This is a genomic window from Proteiniphilum sp., assembly GCF_034331125.1.
GTDB classification, from domain to species: Bacteria; Bacteroidota; Bacteroidia; order Bacteroidales; family Dysgonomonadaceae; genus Proteiniphilum; species Proteiniphilum saccharofermentans.
In genome coordinates this window covers 1-12892 of record NZ_JAXQGC010000041.1, presented here as the reverse complement: position 1 = coordinate 12892, position 12892 = coordinate 1, and the positions used below count along the sequence as shown (strand labels likewise).

The window sequence follows — 12892 nt, the reverse complement described above, 5'->3', positions numbered from 1 at the left end:
TGAGCCTTGTTCTTTAATTGTTAAAAATTAAAACTCCATTGTACTCCGTAGGAGGAGCTTCCCAGGCTATGAGCCCTTTCTTCCCTGATGATAACAGGGGTCATACGCATGGATAAATCGGGACTCATATCAAAATCAAACAACTGCGCATCTACATACGCATCTACAATAGCAACCAGATAGACAGCCACCGTACCGATAATACTCAAATCCCTGTAATAGCGGTAATGGTCTTTGCGTTGCTGCAATACATTTGTAAACCACTGCACATCTACTGACTCCGGATTGTCCCGGTAGGCGTAGGGCAGCATATTGTGCCAGCGGTTGGTATCGGGATTATCGTCCATAATGTGCTGATACGCTTCCAGATAGTCCCGATAGTAACCGTTATTCCAGGTAATAGCATACGTCAATCCCACGAAACCTCCGTACAGGATAGGTAATTTCCAGTATTTACGGTTATAAATCTGTCCCAAACCCGGAAAGACAGCCGAATAGATAACCGCTTTCCGTGGAGAAGGGCTAAACATATAGGACGGTGCGAAAAATTTATCAGAAGTTATTTCAATGAGTGGGCTGCCTGCTCTTGCCCGGACGGAATCCTGCTTTCCTGCTACCTCCTTCCCATTTTTGAGATCAATGGAAACGGAGTCGGGTACCTGTTGGAGAAGCGAATCTCCTACTAACACGGGAACACTATCCAGTGGCTGTTCTCGTGAATGATTCTGCGCCTGGACATCCACTGCGCAAAAAAGGATCGACAAACAAGTAAGGATTCCAGCCACATTCATCATCAGCAATTATTTTTGCATTTTATCAAACATGACAATAATACGTTCCAGGTCTTCCGGAGAATCGAAAGGGATTGTAATCTTACCTTTGCCACGTTTGTTATAACTGAACTGCACATCGGTCTGGAAATAGGCAGAAAGATGTTGTTTTAACGCATCAAAATCGTCTGGCGATTGTTGTCTCGAAGTTGATTTCCCAGTTTTGGGCTTACGGCTACCGCCATCTTTTAGTTGCTGGATAGGCGCTCCTTCGTCATAATCTTTCACCATTGACTCCACTTTCCGCACCGACAGCCCTTCTTCGAGGATCAGGTTGTAGAGGGAGAGTTGCGCTACCGGATCATTCATGGTGATCAATGCACGCGCATGTCCCATGTCAATTTTTTTGTTTTTCACTCCCATCTGTACTTCCGCCGGAAGCTTCAACAGGCGCAGGTAATTGGTGACAGTCGCACGCTTCTTACCCACTCTTTCGCTCAACTGTTCCTGTGTTAGGGAAAGGGCATCGATGAGATTCTGGTATGCCAGGGCGATTTCTATAGAGTTGAGATCTTCACGCTGAATATTTTCAATCAGCGCCATTTCCATCATCTCATCGTTGTCAGCCGTTTTAATATAAGCCGGGATAGTAGACAATCCCGCCATTTGAGAGGCACGGTAACGACGCTCACCTGCAATAATCTGATAAGTGTCGTCTTCCAGCTTCCTTAATGTGACAGGTTGGATAACACCAATTGATTTAATGGAGGCGGACAACTCCCTCAATCCCTCTTCATCGAATGCCCTACGCGGTTGGTCAGGGTTGGGGACAATCTTATCGAGTTCCACCTCACTAATGGAAGAAGAGCCTTGTGTTTCACCGTCGTTAAAGGTGATCAACGCATCCAGTCCTCGTCCTAATGCATTCTTTTTCGCCATAGTCTATACCATAAAGGGTACAAAGTTAGTGAACTTTTTCGATCAACTCTTGTGCCAGTTGTATATGATTTGTCGCCCCGCGGGAACCGGCATCGTACATAAGCGCCGGCTTGGCATGGCTCTGTGATTCGCTGAGTGTAATATTGCGCTGAATAACTGTAGTAAACACCAACTCTTTGAAATGATGTTTCACTTCTTCATATATCTGATTATGAAGACGCAGACGAGAGTCATACATAGTGAGTACAAAACCCTCTATCTCAAGCTTGGTATTCAGTTTCGATTTGATGATTTTTATCGTATTCAGCAGTTTACTCAACCCTTCAAGGGCAAAATATTCGCATTGTACGGGTATCAATACCGAATCGGCAGCAGCAAGCGCATTGACCGTAATGATACCCAACGAAGGCGAGCAATCGATCAGGATAAAATCATACTGGCCTCTTACCGGATACAAAAGATCCCTGAGCCTTTTCTCCCTGTTCTCCATCTGCACCATCTCCAATTCCGCACCTACCAGGTTGATATGGGATGAGATAATATCGATATTTTCAAATGGAGTATTTTGCACCGCCTCTGCGGGGGTACATTTACCGATCAACCCTTCATAAATAGTATTTGCAGCTTTTTTAATATCAATACCCAAACCGGAGGATGCGTTCGCCTGCGGGTCGGCATCTACCACCAACACCTTTTTTTCCAACGCGGCAAGTGATGCCGCAAGATTAATCGTGGTCGTGGTCTTGCCCACCCCTCCCTTCTGATTTGCCAGAGCAATGATTCTTCCCATATTATTCTATTTACAGGCAACAAAATAAGTAATAAATCAGTTAACTCTATGTTAATTATTTAAAACATTGTTTTTTTTGTTGATAAATAGGGGAAATCAAGACAATCCATACAGGAAACCGGGTATCTATTCCCATATAAAATCGATATCTTTTTCGTATTTACCCAATAGGTTATCTTTCTGAAAGAAAAACTCTTCTTCTCCGAAAGCCGGCTTGAGTTCATCGAACCAGGTCGCCTTTTTATCGTATTGGGCAAAGAAAGGGATATCCACTAAATTGGGATTACGGCACTGAAGGAAGCGAAGCACAAACACCTTCTCCCCTCTCACTTCTGTCACACCCAACACCTGTATTTTTCCGGGATTAGCGCTCATACTGGGGCCGCGGACAGTCCGGCAGATACCGCTTACATTACGATAAGCCTTCCTGAAAACATTCCATGCTTTCTCAAGCGGCACTTCGAAAAAAGTTTTGGAACCTGTATCCCGTGCAACAAACATATAATAAGGGATCAGTCCCTGCCTGACCTGCTCTTTCCACATATTTGCCCACACCTTCGGATCATCGTTAATATGACGCAACAAAGGTGATTGGGTTCTGATCTGCGCACCGGTATTAAGTATCCTCTCGATAGCCTGTTTCACCGCATCGGTAGAGAGCTCTACCGGATGATTGAAATGTCCCTGAAAAGCAAGGTGCTTTCCTGCTTTCTTTACCTTCTCGAATAAGCGTAACATGTCATCCGCATCTTTGTCCGTCAGGAACCGGTAAGGCCAGTAAGCCAATGTCTTAGACCCTATACGGATATTACGGATATGTGAAAATTCCTTCGTCAATAGCGGCTCGATATAGGCCGACATGATACTTGCTTTCGCTGTAAGCGGATCGCCCCCTGTAAAAAGGACATCCGACACCTTGGGATGCTTTAACAGATATTTATGGAGCAGATCTGCCTCTTTCATCGCAAATTTCAGCTCATTCATGCCGGAGAACTGCGGCCAGCGGAAACAGAAAGTACAATAAGCGTGACATGTCTGCCCCTGACTGGGAAAGAAGAGTACCGTCTCACGGTATTTATGTTGCATACCATGCAATTTTATCCCATCTACCATCGGCACATTATGTTCCTGCCCCGCCGGATTGGGATTCAGCTTCATCCTGATATCATAAACTTTCTGCTTCAATCCTGCCTCATCATTTGCATCGATCAATTTTTTCACCTGCGCATAATGGGTTTTCGATAGCATCTCTTCCCGGGGAAAAGTCAGCGTGAAGATAGGATCTTCCGGTACATTACTCCAGTCGATCAACTCTTCCACCACATAGTTGTTTGCCTTAAAAGGCAGTACCCGACCCACCACTCCAATGGCCTCCCGTTCCTGATCGGACAGGGCACTCAGTTGGGGCAGATCATTATAGTTACGCAAAATGAAATTTCTATACTTTTTATTTTCCATATCAATTGAATTATGTTTTATTTGGTGAACTACAGGAAGTGAATAAGAACCCGAGTATCGGGAAATGAGGGTTTAGATTGCAGTTCGAGATAAACAAAAATAAGACAAAAGTATCAAAAAGACAACCGAATTAATACATTTTTGTATTTTTTGGGGAAATAAAAAATCAGTTTGCCTATTTTTGAAGAAAAAAGCAATATTTCTCATCAAAGTATCGATAAATACAAATATAATGATTACTTTTGCAGCCTGATGAGAATATATTTTTCACATACACACTACCCCAAAGCAACAGTTTTAGTCCGACGATGCTTTTGACTTATACGGAGGCTCCGGTTTCCGTATCATTTCCCCTTTTATCTTTTTTCGCCTTCGGGCATCACTCTACCAACAACCCATTAATTTTTTATTGTTTTAGGATGAATGTTATTATTCATATAGCCAATAGCGGCTACGTAGGTTATGCGCAAGAGATTTGCGATTTGATTTACGAGTCGGCACAAGCACGCGGTACTGGTATTGCCAAGCGCAGTGCTGAGTATATTGCTGAAAAGATCGAGGCCGGCAAAGCGGTAATCGCCCTAGATGGCGATAAACTCGTGGGCTTTGCCTATATTGAAACTTTCAGTCATAACCGTTTTGTGGCTAACTCGGGACTGGTGGTACATCCTGATTACCGCAATCAGGGATTAGCCAAGAAAATCAAACGAAAAATTTTCGATCTCTCCCGCAAACTCTATCCGAACGCCAAGATATTCAGTATCACTACCGGTCTGGCCGTAATGAAAATGAACACGGAACTGGGATTCAAGCCGGTCACTTTTTCAGAACTGACCGACGACGAGGAGTTCTGGAAAGGATGTCAGGGATGCCGGAATTTCGATATACTGCAACGTAATAATTATAAAATGTGCTTATGTACAGGGTTGCTTTACGACCCCAAAGCTCATCCGGTACAGCAGGCCAGTCCCTTCGCGAAGAAGGTGGTTAAACCGGTCATCAAAATAAAGAAAACCAATAAATTGCATAAAAGATGAAGAAAAAAGTAGTATTAGCATTTAGTGGCGGCCTCGATACCTCCTTCTGTGTACCCTGGCTGATCAATGAGAAAGGACTGGAAGTACACACCGTGATTGTGAATACCGGTGGCTTTTCCGATGAAGAAGCAAAATCGATTGAAAAACGGGCGCTGAAACTGGGGGCTACCACGCACACCTGTATCAATGCTGTTGAAGATTATTATAAGAAAGGTATCAGATACCTGATCTACGGCAACATATTAAAGAACAACACCTATCCGTTGTCGGTCAGTTCCGAGCGTTTTTTTCAGGCAATGGCGGTGCTGGATCATGTAAAAAAGATCGGCGCCGATTTTGTGGCTCATGGGAGTACGGGAGCCGGAAACGACCAGGTACGTTTCGATCTTGTATTTGAAGTGCTGGCACCGGAGGTACAAATCCTTGCACCGATCCGCGAGCTGAGTCTCTCCCGTCAGCAGGAGATCGACTACCTGAAAGAGAAAGGTTTCGACTTCTCGTGGGAGAAATCGAAATATTCTATCAACCAGGGGATCTGGGGCACCAGCGTAGGCGGTGTGGAAACGTTGAAATCATCGGGTGTCCTTCCCGAAGAGGCATATCCATCGCAGGTGACCGACTGGGGTACTGAGCGGATCACTTTAGGATTTGAAAAAGGTGAACCGGTCTCACTGAACGGTGAAAAGATGCCACCCGTGGCGCTGATCCATAGGTTGCACAAGATCGCCTCGAAATACGGTATCGGCCGTGATGTTCACGTAGGTGATACTATCATCGGCACCAAAGGGCGTGTTGCTTTTGAAGCGCCTGCTCCACTGATCATCGTCAAGGCACATCATCTGTTGGAAAAACATGTACTGACCAAACAGCAACTCTACTGGAAAGACCAGCTCTCCAACTGGTATGGACAACTCATGCACGAAGCGCAGTACCTTGAACCGGTAATGCGTAATATCGAGACATTCCTCGATGACACCCAGCAGTTCGTCACCGGTGAAGTGGAAATTGAACTGCGCCCCTATCATTTCGCGGTATTGGGATGTTCCAGCGAATACGACCTGATGAACTCTAAATTCGGCGAATACGGAGAGACTAACAAATCGTTCTCCGGACAGGATGTGGTAGGATTCACAAAAGTGATCGCTAACCCGTTGAAAATTTATTATACCATTCACGACAATGATTAACGTAAGTATAGCAGGCGGAACCGGCTATACGGCAGGCGAACTGCTTCGTATCCTGCTCCGCCATCCTGAAGTCAATATAGAATCGGTCATCAGCACCACCTCGGTGGGGATGCCCGTAGCGGAGATGCACCGTGATCTGTTGGGTGAGACCGATCTGGTCTTTAGCGACACTTTTCGTCAACCCGATGTGCTATTCCTTTGCCTGGGACATGGACTGTCGCGTGCATTTCTGAATGACAACGATATTCCTACCTCATGCAAGATCATCGATCTTGGAAATGATTTCCGCAATAATCCGGTATTTAACGACAGGAATTTTGTGTTCGGACTGTGCGAACAAAATCGCGAACAGATCCGCACGGCAGACAGTGTGGCCAATCCGGGCTGTTTTGCCACGACCATCATGCTGGCATTATTGCCGCTGGCATCCCGGAATTTATTGACAGACGAAATACATATACACGCCATTACAGGTTCAACGGGTGCAGGGAAGCGGCCAGCCGATACAACTCACTTCAGTTATCGCGATAATAATATCTCCGTATATAAGCCATTCACACATCAGCATCTGGAAGAGATCGCCAACACATTGACGAGTGCGGGTAACAGCGATCTACCGCAGATCAACTTCGTACCAATGCGGGGTGATTTCACACGAGGTATTTTCGCCAGCGTATATACAAGATGGGATAAGAGCATGTCGGAATCGGCTGTGATCGATCTCTACGAAGAGTATTACCGGTCATCTCCGTTCGTGTTTGTTTCCAAACAGCCCATCAGCCTGAAAGAGGTGGTGAATACCAACAAGGGATTATTACATATCGAGTTTCATAACGGCTATATCCACATTACCTCGATTACCGATAACCTCGTAAAAGGTGCGTCAGGACAGGCAGTACAAAATATGAACCTGATGTTCGGACTGGATGAAACGACAGGACTGAAACTGAAAGGAAGCGCTTTTTGATGTGTTCTTTTAATTACCAATTACTAATTACTAATTACCAATGTGGCAGGAATTCCTATTACTTCCCAGTTCTTAGTTGTTAGTTCTAAATTCTTAGTTCTATAAGATGAATCTATTCGACGTATATAGTTTATGGGAGATTGAACCGGTACGGGCACAGGGTTGCCATGTATGGGATAATGAAGGAACGAAGTATCTCGACCTTTACGGCGGACATGCAGTGATCTCCATCGGACACTCCCATCCCCATTATGTAAAAGCGGTGCAGGATCAGGTGGAGAAGATCGGCTTCTACTCCAACTCGGTACAAAATTCTTTACAGCAGGAACTGGCCGATAAACTGGGAGAACAATCCGGTTATGCCGACTATTCGCTTTTTCTCTGTAACTCCGGTGCCGAAGCCAATGAAAATGCATTGAAACTGGCATCGTTCCATACCGGAAAGAAACGTGTGATCGCGTTCCACGGGGCTTTCCACGGACGCACCTCCGGTGCGGTCGCTGTTACGGAGAATCCGGCCATTCAAGCTCCTTTCAACACAGGGCATGAGGTCACCTTTGTGCCACTCAATGATATAGAAGCAGTGAAAGCTGAAATCCTGAAAGGTGATGTAGCGGCAGTTATTATCGAAGGTATCCTCGGTGTTGCCGGTATTTTTACTCCGGAAACTTTATTCTTGCAACAACTGGCACTTCTCTGTAGGCAAAACGACGTAATATTGATCCTCGACGAGATACAATCGGGTTACGGTCGCAGTGGACAATTCTTTGCTCATCAATCAGCCGGCATACGACCCGACTTAATTACGATGGCCAAAGGGATGGGTAACGGCTTTCCGATCGGAGGTTTACTCATCTCATCCAAATTCGAAGCAAAAAAGGGAATACTCGGAACCACTTTCGGAGGCAATCATTTGGCTTGTGCAGCTGCCATTGCGGTTCTCGATGTATTGAAAGCAGAGTCGCTGGTGGAAAATGCAGCGGATATGGGTAATTATCTGAAACAGGAGCTATCGGAAATAAATGGTATCACGGAGATCCGTGGACGGGGATTGATGCTCGGTATCGAATTCCTTCCGGAATTTGGTGCCGTTCGCAACCGGCTTCTTTTTGAAAGCCATATTTTTACCGGCGGGGCAAAAAACAATGTGATGCGTCTGTTACCTCCACTCTCAATAGCGAAAGCAGAAATCGATACTTTTATCACACAACTTAAAGAGAAATTGATATGAGAAACTTCACATCTGTACATGACATCGGAGACCTGAAAAGTGCACTCATTAAGGCCAGACAGGTCAAAGAAAACCCATTTGCTGATCAGGATCTGGGTAAGAATAAAACCTTGTTAATGATCTTTTTCAATTCGAGCCTGCGTACCCGCCTAAGTACGCAGAAAGCGGCATTGAACCTCGGCATGAACGTAATTGTACTCGACATTAATCAGGGCGCCTGGAAATTAGAGACCGAAAAAGGAGTCATTATGGATGGAGATAAACCGGAACATATCCTGGAAGCGATCCCCGTGATGGGCTCTTACTGCGATGTGATCGGGGTACGCTCTTTTGCCCAGTTCGAAAACAAGGCTTCTGATTATAATGAAGTCATACTGAATCAGTTTATACAATATTCGGGTAAACCGGTCTTCAGTATGGAGGCAGCTACACGTCATCCATTGCAAAGTTTTGCCGACCTGATCACTATTGAAGAATATAAAAAAACAGAGAAGCCGAAAGTGGTACTCACCTGGGCACCCCATCCACGCGCGTTACCCCAGGCGGTTCCCAACTCATTTGCCGAGTGGATGAACGCTGCCGGCTATGAATTCGTGATCACCCATCCCAAAGGATATGAACTGGACGACGAGTTTGTCGGTAAGGCCGTGGTAGAATATGACAAAGAGAAAGCTTACAAAGGAGCCGACTTTATTTATGCCAAAAACTGGGCGGCATACCAGGATCCGAACTATGGAAAAATTTTGAGTACCGACCGTGCATGGACTGTAGACACCGAAAAAATGGCCCTGACTAATAACGCTTATTTTATGCATTGTCTGCCGGTACGCCGTAACATGATCGTTAGCGACGAGGTGATCGAAAGCCCACAATCGATTGTGATCCCAGAAGCGGCTAACCGTGTGGTTTCAGCACAAGTGGTACTGAAAGAGATATTACTGGGATTGTAAAATGGAACGGTGGAAAAGCGGGAAGGATGATATGATAATCATTAATTGGTAATTATAATTTGCTAATCAAACATATCCGTAAGTCACTAATCAATCTTCTTCAATCCTATCCAATCTGAATCAATCTATATAAATATGACAGAGAGCAAAAAAGCAGCCCTTTCAATTGTAAAGATCGGGGGAAATATAGTAGATAATCCGCAGGCGTTGGAATCATTCCTGAATGACTTTCATCAACTCGAAGGGCATAAACTCTTGGTACACGGCGGGGGGGTGATGGCATCTAAGATGGCAAAACAACTTGGGATCGAGACCAAAATGATACATGGCCGCCGCATCACCGACGAAGAAACGCTGAAATTGGTTACCATGGTATATGCAGGATGGGGAAACAAAAATATAGTGGCATTACTACAAAAAACAGGATGCAATGCCATCGGGCTCTCAGGTGCCGATGCCAACACCATTCCGGCAATACGTCGCTCTCCTGTACCGATTGATTTTGGTTTTGCCGGCGATCCTGATCCGGATAAAACCAACACGGATTTTATCTCTCAACTGATAGAGAGTGGCATCACTCCAGTGTTTTGTGCCATCACGCACGACGGTAGCGGTTCATTACTGAACACAAACGCCGATACCATCGCCTATACATTAGCAACAGCACTTTCAGAAAAGTATCTTGTTACGATCTATTACTGCTTCGAGAAAGAAGGGGTAATGATGGATGTGAACGATCCGGCCAGTATGATTCCGATGATGACCCGGGAAGAGTATGAAACATACAAACAAAAGGGCATTATCGTCGACGGTATGATCCCAAAACTGGACAATTCTTTCAGAGCAATAGAGAATGGCGTGTCGAAAGTGGTGATTTTACATGCGAAAAACTTATTATCCGGAAAAGGGACGACCTTAGGATGATGTGTTGATGTGATGATGTGTTGATTCCGTCAAGTCGTGACAGGTAGTGATGTATCTCAATATACCGGGATAACGAGATTGAATGAGATTGAGTAAGATTGAGTAAGATTGAAACGTCAGATTTAATTGGTAATTGGTAATTTGTAATTGGTAATTTCTTATGGATACTTTTACACAAAACGCGGTTGAACTGTTAAGGAAACTGGTTTCTATCCAATCATTTTCCGGAGAGGAGCATCTGCGGAGCAATTTTCTGACGGAATATTTCAATGAAAAAGGGATTTCCACAGAGCGTATCGGCAATAACCTGATTGTCCGTCAACCCCATCACGATGTATCGAAACCGACGCTGATGATGAATTCGCATCTCGATACTGTTCGACCGAATACCGGATATACTTTCGATCCGTTTAGCCCACCCCACTCCAATTCACATGTTTACGGGTTGGGAAGCAATGATGCGGGAGCCAGTGTGGTTACTCTGCTGCAGGCATTCTTATATTTCTACGAAAGGGAACTACCTGTTAATCTCTTACTGGCTTTGTCCGCGGAAGAGGAAAACTCAGGTCCGAATGGAATGACGTTGCTTTGGCAGAAACTCTCGGGCGAAGTGGATATGGCTATTATCGGGGAACCAACCGGTATGAGAGCAGCCATAGCCGAAAGAGGATTACTGGTGATCGACGGGGAAGCGAAGGGGGTAAGCGGTCATGCAGCCCGTAACGAGGGAGTAAACGCACTCTATATTGCACTGGACGATATCGCCGTCCTAAGATCGATGAAGTTCGACAAAATATCACCCACGATGGGAGAGGTAAAACTAACCGTCACGCAGATCAATGCCGGCACACAACACAATGTGGTTCCGGACCGGTGCAGTTTTGTGGTGGATATCCGTCCGACGGAAATGTATACCAACAGCGAGATCATGGAGATCCTGCAACCGAAAGTAAAAAGCGAACTGAAAGCACGTTCGCTTACCAATCGGAGCTCAGCTACACCGACTGATCACCTGTTAATGCAATGCGTACAACAACTCGGTATTGAAAGCTATACCTCCCCGACCACATCGGACTGGATGAGGGTCACCTGCCCTGCCCTGAAAATGGGGCCTGGGGAATCAGCACGTTCCCACCGCCCTGATGAGTTCGTATTGATAGATGAACTGAAACAGGGTATCGAAGGATACATCCGTTTTATAAAGAATTTAATGAAGTAACAAAACATAAAAAAGATATGGCAAAAATATGGGATAAAGGCTTTGATGCCAATCAGAGAGTGGAAGATTTTACCGTAGGAAACGACCGTGAACTCGACCTGCGTTTGGCAAAATATGATATCCTGGGCTCGATGTCGCATATCAAAATGCTGGTAAAAGTCGGCCTTCTGGAGGCGGAAGAGGAGAAGGTACTACGAACCGAACTGCAAAATATCCTGGCAGAGGTGGCACAGGGAAATTTCAGGCTCGACAACGATGCCGAGGACATCCACTCGCAGGTAGAAGCGATGCTGACCGAGAGGCTGGGAGAAATGGGCAAAAAGATCCATTCAGGCCGTTCCCGTAACGACCAGGTATTGGTCGATATCAAGCTTTATCTCAGAGAGGAAATCCTGCAGATCAAGGAGGAGGTAATTCAACTGTTCAATTTGCTGCAGTCACTCAGCGAACAACATAAAGAGGTATTGCTGCCCGGTTACACGCACGGACAGATTGCGATGCCCTCTTCTTTCGGGTTGTGGTTCGGTGCCTATGCAGAATCGTTGGTAGACGACATGCATACGCTTGCGGCAGCATGGCAGGTAGCCGATCAGAATCCATTGGGATCGGCCGCCGGTTATGGCAGTTCTTTCCCATTGGATCGGGAGATGACCACCCGCGAACTGGGATTCGCAACTATGAGCTACAACGTCGTTGCTGCCCAGATGGGACGTGGCAAGACTGAACGGGTCCTGGCCCAAAGCATGTCGAATATTGCTTCCACACTCAACAAGCTGGCCGCAGATAACTGTATGTATCTTTCGGGAAACTATGGATTTATTTCCTATCCCGACGAGCTGACCACAGGATCGAGTATTATGCCACACAAAAAGAATCCCGACGTGTGGGAACTGATCCGGGGTCACAGTAACCGACTGCAGAGCCTGCCCAATGAAATTGCATTGATGACCACCAATATGCCGCACGGCTATCATCGAGACTACCAGTTGCTGAAGGAAGTACTCTTTCCGGCGTTAGAAACCCTTCACAGGCTTTTACAGATGACATGTTTTATGCTGGAAAATATTTCGGTTAACAAAGACATTCTCTCCGACCCACGATATGAATATCTCTTTACCGTAGAAGAAGTGAACAACCGTGTATTACAGGGTATTCCGTTCAGAGAAGCTTATCAGCAGGTAGGTAAAGAAGTACAGGCCGGTTCTTTCCGTGCCCCGAAAGAAATACACCATACCCACGCCGGCAGTGTCGGCAATCTCTGTACGGAAGAGATCAGAAAGAAGATGGAGAGAGCCTCAGCGGTCATCAGGTAACAAAGTGCATGGGCTTTTTTATATACTCGGTCTGTGATGACGTGAATATAAATAGGGTCTGCTTATTAAATCCCAATCAGGCACACAATTTCATTTGTGGCCCGAGT

General features: G+C 45.6%; 12 protein-coding genes. 8 read left to right on the top strand and 4 right to left on the bottom strand.

The window, feature by feature from the left end; genetic code table 11:
* Positions 1–20 precede the first annotated feature (20 nt).
* From U2P89_RS09840 to U2P89_RS09825, 4 genes are all read right to left on the bottom strand, one after another.
* Complete coding sequence (locus U2P89_RS09840) at positions 21–794, bottom strand: DUF5683 domain-containing protein (protein WP_322191291.1); 774 nt, start codon at positions 792–794, stop codon at positions 21–23.
* A 6-nt stretch (positions 795–800) separates the two neighbouring features.
* Positions 801–1709, bottom strand: coding sequence for a ParB/RepB/Spo0J family partition protein (locus tag U2P89_RS09835; protein ID WP_322191290.1), 909 nt, complete (start codon positions 1707–1709; stop codon positions 801–803).
* 25 nt (positions 1710–1734) lie between these two features.
* Positions 1735–2499, bottom strand: coding sequence for a ParA family protein (locus U2P89_RS09830; protein WP_091906145.1), 765 nt, complete (start codon positions 2497–2499; stop codon positions 1735–1737).
* A gap of 126 nt (positions 2500–2625) precedes the next feature.
* Positions 2626–3957, bottom strand: a complete 1332-nt coding sequence (locus tag U2P89_RS09825) for a KamA family radical SAM protein (protein ID WP_091906146.1) — start codon at positions 3955–3957, stop codon at positions 2626–2628.
* Between the two features lie 419 nt (positions 3958–4376).
* On the opposite strand from U2P89_RS09825, the gene U2P89_RS09820 reads away from it, so the two are divergent.
* The 8 genes from U2P89_RS09820 (at position 4377) to argH (ending at position 12785) form a co-directional block, all read left to right on the top strand.
* Positions 4377–4994 (top strand): GNAT family N-acetyltransferase, encoded by a 618-nt coding sequence (locus U2P89_RS09820; protein WP_076931358.1) that lies wholly within the window; start codon positions 4377–4379, stop codon positions 4992–4994.
* Entirely contained in the window at positions 4991–6181 is a 1191-nt protein-coding gene (gene argG / locus U2P89_RS09815; protein WP_322191289.1) for an argininosuccinate synthase, read from the top strand. Before U2P89_RS09820 ends, argG begins: the two co-directional genes overlap by 4 nt.
* Entirely contained in the window at positions 6174–7148 is a 975-nt protein-coding gene (gene argC / locus U2P89_RS09810; RefSeq protein WP_322191288.1) for an N-acetyl-gamma-glutamyl-phosphate reductase, read from the top strand. Before argG ends, argC begins: the two co-directional genes overlap by 8 nt.
* Positions 7149–7254: 106 nt before the next feature.
* Positions 7255–8379, top strand: a complete 1125-nt coding sequence (locus U2P89_RS09805; protein ID WP_092026964.1) for an aspartate aminotransferase family protein — start codon at positions 7255–7257, stop codon at positions 8377–8379.
* Complete coding sequence (locus U2P89_RS09800) at positions 8376–9329, top strand: N-acetylornithine carbamoyltransferase (RefSeq protein ID WP_091906156.1); 954 nt, start codon at positions 8376–8378, stop codon at positions 9327–9329. The genes U2P89_RS09805 and U2P89_RS09800 overlap by 4 nt, the downstream gene beginning before the upstream one ends.
* A 135-nt stretch (positions 9330–9464) precedes the next feature.
* Positions 9465–10253 carry an acetylglutamate kinase gene (argB, locus tag U2P89_RS09795; protein ID WP_091906158.1) on the top strand — a complete coding sequence of 263 codons (789 nt, stop codon included), beginning with the start codon at positions 9465–9467 and terminating at the stop codon, positions 10251–10253.
* Positions 10254–10413: 160 nt separating this feature from the next.
* On the top strand, positions 10414–11472 hold the full coding sequence (locus tag U2P89_RS09790; protein WP_322191287.1) for a M20/M25/M40 family metallo-hydrolase: 1059 nt from the start codon (positions 10414–10416) through the stop codon (positions 11470–11472).
* Between the two features lie 17 nt (positions 11473–11489).
* Positions 11490–12785 carry an argininosuccinate lyase gene (argH, locus tag U2P89_RS09785; RefSeq protein WP_322191286.1) on the top strand — a complete coding sequence of 432 codons (1296 nt, stop codon included), beginning with the start codon at positions 11490–11492 and terminating at the stop codon, positions 12783–12785.
* The last annotated feature ends 107 nt before the right edge of the window (positions 12786–12892 follow it).

Excerpts from the sequence above, each read along its gene's own strand:
- U2P89_RS09840 (WP_322191291.1), bottom strand. The coding sequence starts at position 794 with ATGATGAATGTGGCTGGAATCCTTACTTGTTTGTCGATCCTTTTTTGC.
- U2P89_RS09835 (WP_322191290.1), bottom strand. The coding sequence starts at position 1,709 with ATGGCGAAAAAGAATGCATTAGGACGAGGACTGGATGCGTTGATCACC.
- U2P89_RS09830 (WP_091906145.1), bottom strand. The coding sequence starts at position 2,499 with ATGGGAAGAATCATTGCTCTGGCAAATCAGAAGGGAGGGGTGGGCAAG.
- U2P89_RS09825 (WP_091906146.1), bottom strand. The coding sequence starts at position 3,957 with ATGGAAAATAAAAAGTATAGAAATTTCATTTTGCGTAACTATAATGAT.
- U2P89_RS09820 (WP_076931358.1), top strand. The coding sequence starts at position 4,377 with ATGAATGTTATTATTCATATAGCCAATAGCGGCTACGTAGGTTATGCG.
- argG (WP_322191289.1), top strand. The coding sequence starts at position 4,991 with ATGAAGAAAAAAGTAGTATTAGCATTTAGTGGCGGCCTCGATACCTCC.
- argC (WP_322191288.1), top strand. The coding sequence starts at position 6,174 with ATGATTAACGTAAGTATAGCAGGCGGAACCGGCTATACGGCAGGCGAA.
- U2P89_RS09805 (WP_092026964.1), top strand. The coding sequence starts at position 7,255 with ATGAATCTATTCGACGTATATAGTTTATGGGAGATTGAACCGGTACGG.
- U2P89_RS09800 (WP_091906156.1), top strand. The coding sequence starts at position 8,376 with ATGAGAAACTTCACATCTGTACATGACATCGGAGACCTGAAAAGTGCA.
- argB (WP_091906158.1), top strand. The coding sequence starts at position 9,465 with ATGACAGAGAGCAAAAAAGCAGCCCTTTCAATTGTAAAGATCGGGGGA.
- U2P89_RS09790 (WP_322191287.1), top strand. The coding sequence starts at position 10,414 with ATGGATACTTTTACACAAAACGCGGTTGAACTGTTAAGGAAACTGGTT.
- argH (WP_322191286.1), top strand. The coding sequence starts at position 11,490 with ATGGCAAAAATATGGGATAAAGGCTTTGATGCCAATCAGAGAGTGGAA.